This is a genomic window from Advenella faeciporci, assembly GCF_014652395.1.
Lineage (GTDB): Bacteria > Pseudomonadota > Gammaproteobacteria > Burkholderiales > Burkholderiaceae_B > Advenella > Advenella faeciporci.
The window spans coordinates 1-9,737 of record NZ_BMYS01000037.1 but is presented as its reverse complement, the minus strand read 5'-3'; the positions used below and the strand labels follow the sequence as shown (position 1 = coordinate 9,737).

Annotated in this window: 8 protein-coding genes; 6 read left to right on the top strand and 2 right to left on the bottom strand. The window is 52.7% G+C overall.

What is annotated here, in order from left to right; translation table 11 throughout:
* Both IE074_RS14520 and cysG read left to right on the top strand, forming a co-directional pair.
* Window positions 1-94 (top strand): IS3 family transposase (locus tag IE074_RS14520; RefSeq protein WP_189386164.1); only part of this gene is annotated, 94 nt, incomplete at its 5' end.
* A 321-nt stretch (window positions 95-415) separates the two neighbouring features.
* On the top strand, window positions 416-1,789 hold the full coding sequence (gene cysG, locus IE074_RS14515; protein WP_189386163.1) for a siroheme synthase CysG: 1,374 nt from the start codon (window positions 416-418) through the stop codon (window positions 1,787-1,789).
* Between the two features lie 18 nt (window positions 1,790-1,807).
* On the opposite strand, the gene thiC is transcribed toward cysG, so the two are convergent.
* Window positions 1,808-3,721, bottom strand: a complete 1,914-nt coding sequence (thiC, locus tag IE074_RS14510; protein WP_189386162.1) for a phosphomethylpyrimidine synthase ThiC — start codon at window positions 3,719-3,721, stop codon at window positions 1,808-1,810.
* A gap of 338 nt (window positions 3,722-4,059) precedes the next feature.
* On the opposite strand from thiC, the gene IE074_RS14505 reads away from it, so the two are divergent.
* The 4 genes from IE074_RS14505 to ppc all read left to right on the top strand — a co-directional run bounded on the left by IE074_RS14505 (window position 4,060) and on the right by ppc (window position 9,599).
* Window positions 4,060-5,022: an ABC transporter substrate-binding protein gene (locus IE074_RS14505; RefSeq protein ID WP_189386161.1), complete on the top strand. Its 963-nt coding sequence runs from the start codon at window positions 4,060-4,062 to the stop codon at window positions 5,020-5,022.
* A 33-nt stretch (window positions 5,023-5,055) separates the two neighbouring features.
* On the top strand, window positions 5,056-5,859 hold the full coding sequence (locus tag IE074_RS14500; protein ID WP_189386160.1) for an ABC transporter permease: 804 nt from the start codon (window positions 5,056-5,058) through the stop codon (window positions 5,857-5,859).
* A complete protein-coding gene (locus IE074_RS14495) occupies window positions 5,859-6,638 on the top strand; it encodes an ABC transporter ATP-binding protein (RefSeq protein ID WP_189386159.1) in 780 nt (259 codons plus the stop codon). Before IE074_RS14500 ends, IE074_RS14495 begins: the two co-directional genes overlap by 1 nt.
* A gap of 114 nt (window positions 6,639-6,752) precedes the next feature.
* A complete protein-coding gene (gene ppc / locus IE074_RS14490) occupies window positions 6,753-9,599 on the top strand; it encodes a phosphoenolpyruvate carboxylase (protein ID WP_189386158.1) in 2,847 nt (948 codons plus the stop codon).
* Between the two features lie 60 nt (window positions 9,600-9,659).
* Here ppc and IE074_RS14485 read toward each other — a convergent pair.
* The coding region (locus tag IE074_RS14485; protein ID WP_189384867.1) for an IS3 family transposase at window positions 9,660-9,737 on the bottom strand (78 nt) is incomplete at its 5' end.

The following is a 9,737-nucleotide window of genomic DNA, read 5'->3' as shown; positions in this document are numbered from 1 at the left end:
GCAATACATTCACTACTACAATCACGAACGTATCAAGCTCAAGTTAAACGGCCTGAGTCCGGTACAATACCGGACTCAGGTTTTAGCTGCCTAGTTTTTAACCGTCCAACATTTGGGGGTCACTTCAGAGCGTGGGAACCAGTAGAAGCCTGAGTTCATGCGCCGGTGCCTTCCGGTATGCCTTCCGGTGCCCACGCTGGAGCATGGGCACCAATACCATACTCTGAACTTCTGGCTCCCACGCTCCCGAGGCTGTCGCAAAAGGCCCTTCTGGCTCCCACGCTCCAGCGTGGGAGCCAATAATCATATATAACCACCAGTTCTAAACATCAACAAAATAGTTATTTTTATTTATTAAATACTTCATATAGCATACATCAGACCCCATCATTGTTTCTTATTGCCCTGGTTTCTGATGTCTTCTTATTACCCCATCTTCGCCGATCTTAACAATCGCCCTGTCCTGGTTGTAGGCGGTGGCCACGTTGCCGCACGCAAGATCGCCTCCCTGCTCAAGGCGGGTGCCCTGGTACGCATCGCTGCCCAGGCGCTTTGTGATGAAGTGGCCCAATGGGTCCAGGAAGGCCGTGTCAGCCATATTGCGGACTCGTTTCAGCCCGGGCAATTAAATGATATATTTCTGGTTATTGGTGCCACCGACAATGCAGAACTGAACCGACAGATCGCCAGTGAAGCCGAACAGCGCCAGAAACTGGTTAATATTGTAGATACCCAGGAACTCTGCTCATTCATCCTGCCCTCCGTCATTGACCGTTCGCCCATTCAAATCGCCATTTCAAGCCAGGGCACTTCTCCGGTCCTGATCCGGCTGCTGCGGGAAAAGCTGGAAGCCCTGATTCCCCACCATTTAGGTGAAGTTGCCAGCCTGGCCGGCAAATGGCGCGACCGGGTCAAAGCCCGCCTGGGCAGTATCACAGAGCGGCGGCGCTTCTGGGAGAACCTGTTTGCCAGCCGTTTTAACGCCCTGGTGGAAAACGGACAGCCCCAACAGGCGGAACGTGAACTGGAACAACAGCTGAATGGCCATACCAGCCAGGCCGGTGAGGTCACCCTGGTAGGCGCCGGGCCCGGTGACCCGGAACTGCTTACTTTAAAAGCGCTGCAGGCCATTCAACAGGCCGATATCGTGCTGCATGACGCCCTGATCAGCGACGAAATACTGGAACTGGTGCGCCGTGACGCGATTCGGGAATCGGTGGGTAAACGGGCGGGCGCGCATTCGGTGGCGCAGGAAGACACCAACCGGCGCTTGATCAAATACGCCAAACAGGGCCTGCGTGTGGTACGCCTGAAAGGAGGCGACCCCTTTGTATTTGGCCGGGGGGCCGAAGAGCTGGAAGCCCTGCGTGAAGAAAAAATTGCTTACCGGGTGATCCCGGGCATTACGGCGGCACTGGGCGCAACCGCTTATGCCGGCATCCCACTCACGCACCGCGACCATGCCCAAACCGCCATGTTCATTACCGGCCATTGCCGCCCCGATGGCGATGAGCTGGAATGGAAAACCCTGGCCCGTGGCAAACAGACATTGGTGATTTACATGGGTACAATCAAGGCCAAGGAAATTTCACACCAGCTGATTGCCCATGGCCGCAAAGAAAATACACCCATTGCCATTATCAGCCATGGTACCCGCAAGAACCAACAGGTTCAAACAGGCACACTGGCACAATTGCCTGAGCTGGCCAAACTGGCGCAAGCCCCTGCCCTTATTGTGGTGGGTGAAACGGCCGGGCTTCATTCAAATTTGAAATGGTTTGGTGAGTAGGCGTGGGAACCATCAGTATTACGCCTGATGATAAATCTCGGCGCCCTTTTTCACGAACTCGATGGATTTTTCCTGCATGCCTTTTTGCAGTGCATCCTTGTCGCTAAGACCCTGCTGCTCGGCATATTCGCGTACGTCCTGCGTGATTTTCATGCTGCAAAAATGCGGTCCGCACATGGAACAGAAGTGCGCCACTTTCATGGAGTCTTTGGGCAGGGTTTCGTCATGAAAATCCTTGGCCGTATCCGGATCCAGCCCCAGGTTGAACTGGTCATCCCAACGGAATTCGAAACGCGCCTTGGACAAGGCATTGTCCCGAATGGCTGAGCCCGGATGCCCTTTGGCCAAGTCAGCGGCATGGGCGGCAATTTTGTAAGTGATTATGCCGTCTTTCACGTCCTTCTTGTTGGGCAGGCCCAAGTGTTCTTTGGGCGTCACGTAGCACAACATGGCGGTGCCGTACCAGCCAATCAGGGCGGCACCAATACCTGAAGTGATGTGGTCGTAACCAGGGGCAATATCGGTGGTAAGCGGGCCAAGTGTATAAAATGGCGCTTCGTGGCAATGCACCAGTTGCATGTCCATGTTTTCACGAATCAGGTGCATGGGCACATGACCGGGACCTTCAATCATGACCTGCACATCGTGCTTCCAGGCCACCTGGGTTAGTTCGCCCAGGGTTTTCAGCTCGGCAAACTGGGCTTCGTCATTGGCATCGTAGCCCGAGCCCGGCCGCAAACCGTCACCCAGCGAAAAACTCACATCGTAGGCTTTCATGATGTCGCAAATATCTTCAAAATGCTCGTACAGGAAACTTTCCTTATGATGCGCCAGACACCATTTGGCCATAATCGAACCACCCCGTGACACAATACCCGTCATGCGATTGGCGGTCATGGGAATGAAGGGCAAACGGACCCCAGCGTGAATGGTGAAGTAATCAACTCCCTGCTCTGCCTGTTCAATTAACGTATCCCGGAAAATTTCCCAGGTCAGCGCTTCGGCCTTGCCATCCACTTTTTCCAGCGCCTGGTAAATAGGCACGGTACCAATCGGTACAGGCGAGTTGCGGATAATCCACTCGCGGGTTTCATGAATATTCTTGCCCGTAGACAAATCCATCACGGTATCACCGCCCCAGCGAATGGCCCAGGTCATTTTTTCCACTTCCTCATGAATGCCCGATCCCAATGCCGAATTGCCGATATTGGCGTTGATCTTGACCAGGAAATTGCGGCCAATCGCCATGGGTTCAATTTCAGGGTGGTTGATGTTGGCCGGAATAATGGCACGGCCACGGGCAATTTCATCACGTACGAATTCCGGCGTGATGCGCTGTGGAATGGATGCCCCGAATGACTGACCCGGATGCTGGCGGCTGATGCGCGCGGCCAGTTTTGCACCATCAGGACCACTTTGGCGCAGGCTTTCCAGGTACTGCTCCACCCGCATGTTTTCGCGGATAGACACGAATTCCATTTCAGGGGTCACTATCCCTTTGCGCGCATAATGCATTTGCGAGACGTTCCGGCCTGCCCTGGCGCGGCGTGGCGGGCGCTGCAACTCAAAACGCATGGCGGCCAGTTGCGGATCCTGCAGGCGCTGCTGCCCGTATTCACTGCTGGGGCCATTTAGCACTTCGGTATCGTTGCGTTCTTCAATCCAGGCTTTGCGCACCGCCGGCAAGCCCTTGCGAATGTCAATCTGTACGGCCGGATCAGTATAAGGGCCGCTGGTATCATAAACGGTTAGCGGCGGGTTCTTTTCACCGCCAAACATGGTGGGGGTGTCGTCTTGCGAGATTTCCCGAAAAGGCACGCGGATGTCGGGGCGTGAGCCCTGCTCGTGGATTTTGCGTGAACGTGGCAATGACTGGACAGCCGCATTGTCAACCTGTGCGGTTGCTGCGGAAAAGATGGGTTTAGCGCTCATGGGTGCTCCAAATGAAAAAATTGGAGCCGAATAGGGAATGACTTTCGACAGATTCGAATGTTGAACTCCCAGCCTCGGCATTATCCGTACTGGTACAAAGGGACTCTCTCAACCAAGCCAATGCTTAGTACCCCTGCTTGAAGCGAAAATTATACGTAGGCGACTGTGTTATGTCCAGATTATTCTTTCACAACACTAAATAATCGTTTTTCAAAACTAATTAGCCAAATACTATGAAAATCAATCGTATATACGCAAATCTGTCATAAAATCTTGGCTTCCCTACTATTTAAGTAACCGCCTCAAAACGCACCTATTGTTACCTTGAAGGAAAGATCATGTCTTTAGTGAAAAAAGCATTGTTTGTCGGCCTGAGCCTGTGTTTTTCTGCCACATCGGCAACCGCTTCGGCCCAGGACACCACAAAACTGGCTATTGGCATGTCCGGCTGGACCGGATTTGCACCGCTGACCCTGGCACAAAAAGCCGGCTTTTTCAAAAAACACGGTTTGGATGTCGATATCAAATTCCTGCCCGTTAAAGACCGTCTGCTGGCCTATGCTTCCGGTTCCCTGCAGTGCGTGGCCACCACCATTGACAGCTTCATTGCATGGAATGCCAATAATGTGCCTGTGACCCAGATATTCATGCTGGACGCCTCCCATGGCGCCGATGGTATCGCCGTACGCAATGACGTCAATGACATCAAGGAACTGAAAGGTAAAACCATTGCCGTGGAAACAGCAGGCGCCTCTCCTTACTTCCTGCTGTCTTACATGATGCACAAAAACGGCATCAAAATGTCCGAAATCAAAACCAACACCCTGTCTCCACAGGCGGCCGCCCAGGCGTTCAATGCCGGCCAGGTTGATGTGGCCATGAGCTACGAGCCCTATCTTTCCACCGTTCGTGAAAACTCAACAGGCGGTAAAATCCTGGCAACAACCGTTGAATACCCGGCAATTATCGACTTTGTGGGCTGCAACCCCACCTGGCTCAAAGAGAACCCCAAAGCCGGCCATGCACTTGTGGCGGCCTATTCTGATGCCCTGGACATGATTAAAAACAATCCCAAGCAAGCCTATACCATCATGGGCGCCGAGGTTAAACAGTCCGCGGAGCAATTCGAAAAATCCGCCTCATTCCTGACCTGGAAAACCAAGGAAGACAGCCGCGCTTATTTCAAGAACGACATTATTCCCTTCATGAAAGAAGCCACTGATATCCTGATTGACACCAAAGTGATCCGCAAGGCGCCAGCAGACCTGAACGCCCTGTTTGATGCGACTTATGTTAATTAACTCATGCCGTCTTAAGTCTTGAATAACGCAGTAATGAAACCGACACAACACAAAATTTTTGAATTCAGGCCGTTGCAGCCCGTTCACCCACGCTTCAAGTGGGTGCTGGGTCTGCTCTTTTTCATTGTCTTCATTGCCAGCTGGGCCATTTTTACTTTAGGTGGATTTGTTTCCCCCACCTTCCTGGCCAGCCCGCTGACCATGCTTGAAGAAGGATACCTGCTTTTCACGGAATACAATTTCATTCATGATATTGGCATGACGGTCATGCGTGTATTGGTTGGTTTCCTTCTGGCGTGTCTGATTGCCGTGCCGTTGGGTATTGCCATGGGTGCCTTCAAGTTTATCGAAGCGTTCCTGGAGCCCTTTGTGTCTTTCTGTCGCTACTTGCCGGCATCGGCATTTATTCCCTTGCTGATCTTATGGGCAGGCGTTGATGAGGCACAAAAAATACTGGTGATTTTTATTGGTTCGGTCTTCCAGATTATCCTGATGGTTTCCGTCACGGTGAGCAATGCCCGCAAGGATCTGGTGGAAGCGGCCTACACGCTGGGGGCCAGCAACAAGGGTATCATTCACCGCGTGATACTGCCCGGTGCGGCGCCAGAAATTGCAGAAATCCTGCGACTGGTGCTGGGCTGGGCCTGGACCTATGTGATTGTGGCAGAACTGATTGGCGCTTCTTCAGGAATCGGTCACATGATTACCAATAGCCAATCCCTGCTGAATACCGGACAGATTATTTTTGGCATTATCACCATTGGCATTATCGGCCTGATTTCCGACTTTGCCTTCAAGGCCGTCAACCGTCGTTTATTTGCCTGGAGCAACCTGTAATGAGCCAGCTGGAAATACAAAACATCAGCCGCGTCTTTCCGGGCAAAAAAGGCACGCAAACCCAAGCCCTGACCCCTATTGATTTCAATGTTAATGAAAATGATTTTGTCACTATCCTGGGTCCTTCGGGCTGTGGCAAATCAACCATGCTGCGCATTATTGCGGGGCTCGACCATCCCACCACCGGCCAGGTGCTTCTGGATGGCAAGCGCATCACCGGCCCCGGTGCAGACCGTGGCATGGTGTTTCAAAGCTACACCCTGTTTCCGTGGCTCACGGTAGAGCAAAACATCTGTTTTGGCCTGCGTGAAAAAGGCATGTCTGCCGCCGAGCAAAAGGAACGCAGCGCTTACTTCATTAACCGTGTTGGCCTGAAAGGCTTTGAGCAGCACTTCCCCAAACAGCTGTCTGGCGGCATGCAGCAACGCACCGCGATTGCCCGCGCCCTGGCCAATGACCCAAAGATTTTGCTGCTGGACGAACCGTTTGGTGCCCTCGATAACCAGACTCGCCTGCTCATGCAAGAGCTGTTGCTGGGCATTTGGGAATCGGCCCAAAAAACCGTCCTGTTTGTGACCCATGATATTGATGAATCCATTTTCATGGCCAACCGGATTGCCGTTTTCAGTGCCCGCCCCGGACGTATCAAGACAGAAATCAAGGTTAACCTTCCCCACCCCCGTCACTACACCGTCAAGACAACGCCCGAGTTCATGGAACTGAAAGCACGCCTGACGGAAGAGATCAGGGCCGAGGCGATTGCGGCGGAACAGCGTTAGATTTTCTTTTCCTTAATTAACGAAAGCCTGTCTTTCAAAATTTTCAATTACCCTTTCTGACATTTGCCTCTACAATTGATTTTCCCCTAATCAATGAAAACATAGAGACAAAGTGTGAAGAAGACAAAGAGCGAGCAACAGCAAGACATTCGTTTGCTGGGAAGAATCCTTGGCCAAAGCATTCATGAGTCCGAAGGCAAACCCATTTTTGATGTTATTGAAACCGTGCGGCGTTCTGCCGTCAGTTTTCGCAGGGAAGGCAATATCAATGACAGTGAGGTCCTGCTGGACAAAATCACTTCACTGTCTGATGATGAAGCCAATACCTTGTCACGGGCGTTCAGTTACTTCCTGCACCTGGCGAACCTGGCCGAAGACCGGGACCAGAACAAACGCCACCGCCGCATTCTGCTGGAAAACAGTGATGAACTGCGCGGCAGTTTCAAACATACATTGCTTAAGCTTAAAGAACAGGGCGTCTCACAGGATGCCATCCAGGAATTCTTCACACAGGCCTGCATTGTTCCGGTCTTGACCGCCCACCCCACCGAGGTCCAGCGTAAAAGCACGCTAGACCTGCACCGTGAAATTGCACGTTGCCTGGCCCTGTACGACAAACCGCTTACCGAATACGAACAGGCAGAACTTGAGACCGAGCTGGCAGGCCATATCAAAACGCTCTGGCTGACCCGTATGCTGCGTTTTAACAAGCTGATGGTGGATGATGAAATTGAAAATGCCATCGCCTATTTCAACAATACCTTCCTGCCAGCCATCCCCAAGCTATACACCCGCCTGAATCATTATCTGAAAACGCTGTCAGAAGACGGAACAACCGAAACGCCTTCCCTGCCCGCCTTCCTTAAAATGGGCTCATGGATTGGTGGAGACCGTGACGGCAACCCGTTTGTAGATGCCGACACGCTTAAACACGCTGTTCTGCGCCAATCCACCACCATTTTTGAGTATTACCTTAATGAAGTGCACCTGCTGGGCTCCGAACTGTCCCTCAGCACCTCGCTGACACATGTCACCGAGGCCCTGCAAGCGCTGTCCGACCTTAGTCCCGACCAGTCCAGACACCGGCAGGATGAACCTTATCGCCGGGCCCTGATTTATATTTATGCCCGCCTGGCCGCCACCGCACGCTTGCTTACAGACCAAAACATTGCCATTCGCAGCACCCATGTGGCAGAACCCTATGCCACCCCTGCCGCGTTTGCGGGCGACCTTGAAATCATTATCGACTCCCTGAAACAAAATCAGGCAGGTGCTGTGGTTGCCTTGCACCTGGACAGGCTTTTGCAGGCGGTCCGGGTTTTTGGTTTTCATCTGGCCACCCTTGACCTGCGCCAAAGCTCGGATGTTCACGAAAGAATTCTTACCGAACTGTACCGTCGCGCCGCCATTACTTTCAAGGGCAAACCGGTTGACTACGCCCGCTTAAGCGAAGAAGAAAAAGTAGCGCTGCTGCTGGACGAACTCAACCAAAGCCGTCCGCTGGTCTCCCCCTGGCAAGGTTACAGCGAAGAAACCACCAAGGAATTGGACATCCTGCGTGCGGCCGCTTTTGTCTGCAAGCGTTACGGTCAACAAACCATCCAGCAATATATTGTTTCCCACACTGAAACGCTTAGTGACATGCTGGAAGTCCTGGTATTACAGCAGGAAACCGGCCTGATCACCCAGGAACGCGATGAGAACGGTGAACTGCTGCCCTTGTCAGAAGATGACGGCCTGATTGTGGTGCCCCTGTTTGAAACCATTCCCGACCTCCAGGCCGGTGCCAACATTATGGATCGCTGGCTTGGCCTGCCCATTGTGAAGAACCGCATACAGTATGCCCAGAGCGGCATTCAGGAAGTCATGCTGGGCTACTCGGACAGCAACAAAGACGGCGGCTATTTAACGTCCAATTGGGCCTTGTACAGGACAGAACTGGAACTGGTTCAGGTGTTTGAGAAACACGGTGTCCGCCTGCGCCTGTTTCATGGCCGTGGCGGCTCGGTAGGACGCGGTGGCGGCTCCAGCTTTGATGCCATCCTGGCCCAGCCACCAGGCACCGTTGCCGGGCAAATCCGCCTGACTGAACAGGGTGAAGTCATCCAGAGCAAATACAAGAATGCCGAGATTGGCGGCTGGCATCTTGAACTGCTGGTTTCCGCCACCCTTGAAGCCAGCCTGTTGGCAAGCAGCCATACACAAGACTGCCACATTGAAAAATTTGGTCATGCGATGGACAACATGTCTGCCATTGCCGAAGAAACTTACCGCCAGCTGGTCTATGGCACAAAAGGATTCAATGAGTACTTCTTTGCCGCCACGCCTATTCATGAAATTGCCGGCCTGAATATTGGCTCACGCCCTGCTTCACGCAAAAGCGGGCAGCGTATTGAAGACCTGCGCGCCATTCCCTGGGGATTTTCATGGGCGCAATGCCGCCTGATGATTACCGGCTGGTATGGGGTGGGTACTGCCATAGAAACCTACCTGAATGAAGGCACTCCCGATTCCCCCAAAACCGCCAAAGCCCGCCTGAAACAATTGCAGGAAATGGACCAGCAATGGCCCTTCTTCCGTACCCTGCTGTCCAATATGGAAATGGTGCTGGCAAAATCAGATCTGACCATCGGCAGGCAATACAGCGCTTTGGTCACGCAAAAATCAACCCGGGAAAAAATCTTCGGCATGATTGAAACCGAACACGCCAAAACCCTGGCCATGCTCAAGCAAATAACCGGTCGCAAACTGCTGGCCGACAACCCTGAACTGGTTGCCGCCCTGCAAGAGCGTTTTGCCTATATCGACCCGTTGAATTACTTGCAGGTTGAAGTGATTCGCCGGCAGCGCCAATATGAAAAACGCAAGGTCAAGGTCAGCAAGTTTGCCAGTGCCCGCAGCCAGCGCACCATTCACCTGACCATTAACGGGATTGCGACCGGCCTGCGAAATTCAGGCTAAGCCATGCTGGAGGTTCCCACGCAGGAGTGAAGTGACCCCCAAATGTTGGACGGTTAAAAACTAGGCAGCTAAAACCTGAGTCCGGTATTGTACCGGACTCAGGCCGTTTAACTTGAGCTTGATACGTTCGTGATTGTA